The organism is Bacillus sp. LR--39 (genome assembly GCF_053613335.1).
Genome location: NZ_JBSIOT010001317.1, coordinates 1 through 573 on the forward strand (window position 1 = coordinate 1; position 573 = coordinate 573).

2 protein-coding genes are annotated in these 573 nt (G+C 45.9%); one reads left to right on the forward strand and one right to left on the reverse strand.

All coding sequences use genetic code 11. From position 1 onward, the window contains the following. On the reverse strand, positions 1-272 hold a 272-nt coding region (locus ACWHAR_RS30215; RefSeq protein ID WP_452088821.1), incomplete at its 3' end, for an SDR family NAD(P)-dependent oxidoreductase. A 145-nt stretch (positions 273-417) separates the two neighbouring features. Here ACWHAR_RS30215 and ACWHAR_RS30220 point away from each other — a divergent pair. Further along, the coding region (locus ACWHAR_RS30220) for a twin-arginine translocation signal domain-containing protein (protein WP_452088822.1) at positions 418-573 on the forward strand (156 nt) is incomplete at its 3' end.

Consider the following 573-nt stretch of genomic DNA (forward strand, 5'->3'; position numbering starts at 1 on the left):
TTGCCTGCGGCATTGTTAACCAAAGCGTCGATCGTGCCAAACCGTCCTGCCGCCTCTGTGATCATCTGTTCCACATCTTCAACAGACCGGACATCCATCCGGCATACGGCCACCTGCCCGGCAAAAGTTTCAATTTCTTCTTTGGCCGCTTCGAGCGTTTCTTGTGTTCTGCCCGTAATCATCACATTCCATCCTTCTTCAGCCTGCTTTTTGGCGATCGCTTTTCCCATTCCGCTCGACCCGCCGGTCACGATTACAACTTTTCTGTCCATATCCATCCCCCTTGTTATGAATGAGTATTCATTCAATTGATAGTTTATCATATAAATTAAAAAAAATTAACAAAACATGCGGACTGTCCTAAAATGGCTTTTCTGGATGATATAATGTAGAGAATCTATTAAAGGTTGGTTGATTATGAAAAATCCGTCCAGAAGACAATTTTTAAAAGGCTTCTTAGGCCTTGCCGCAGCAGGGCTCTTTACCGCTGCCGGCGGCTTGGGCTATGCGCGCTATCTCGAACCGCACATGCTTGAAACAAACTTTATTCCCATTCGGCATCGGCTCATTCCT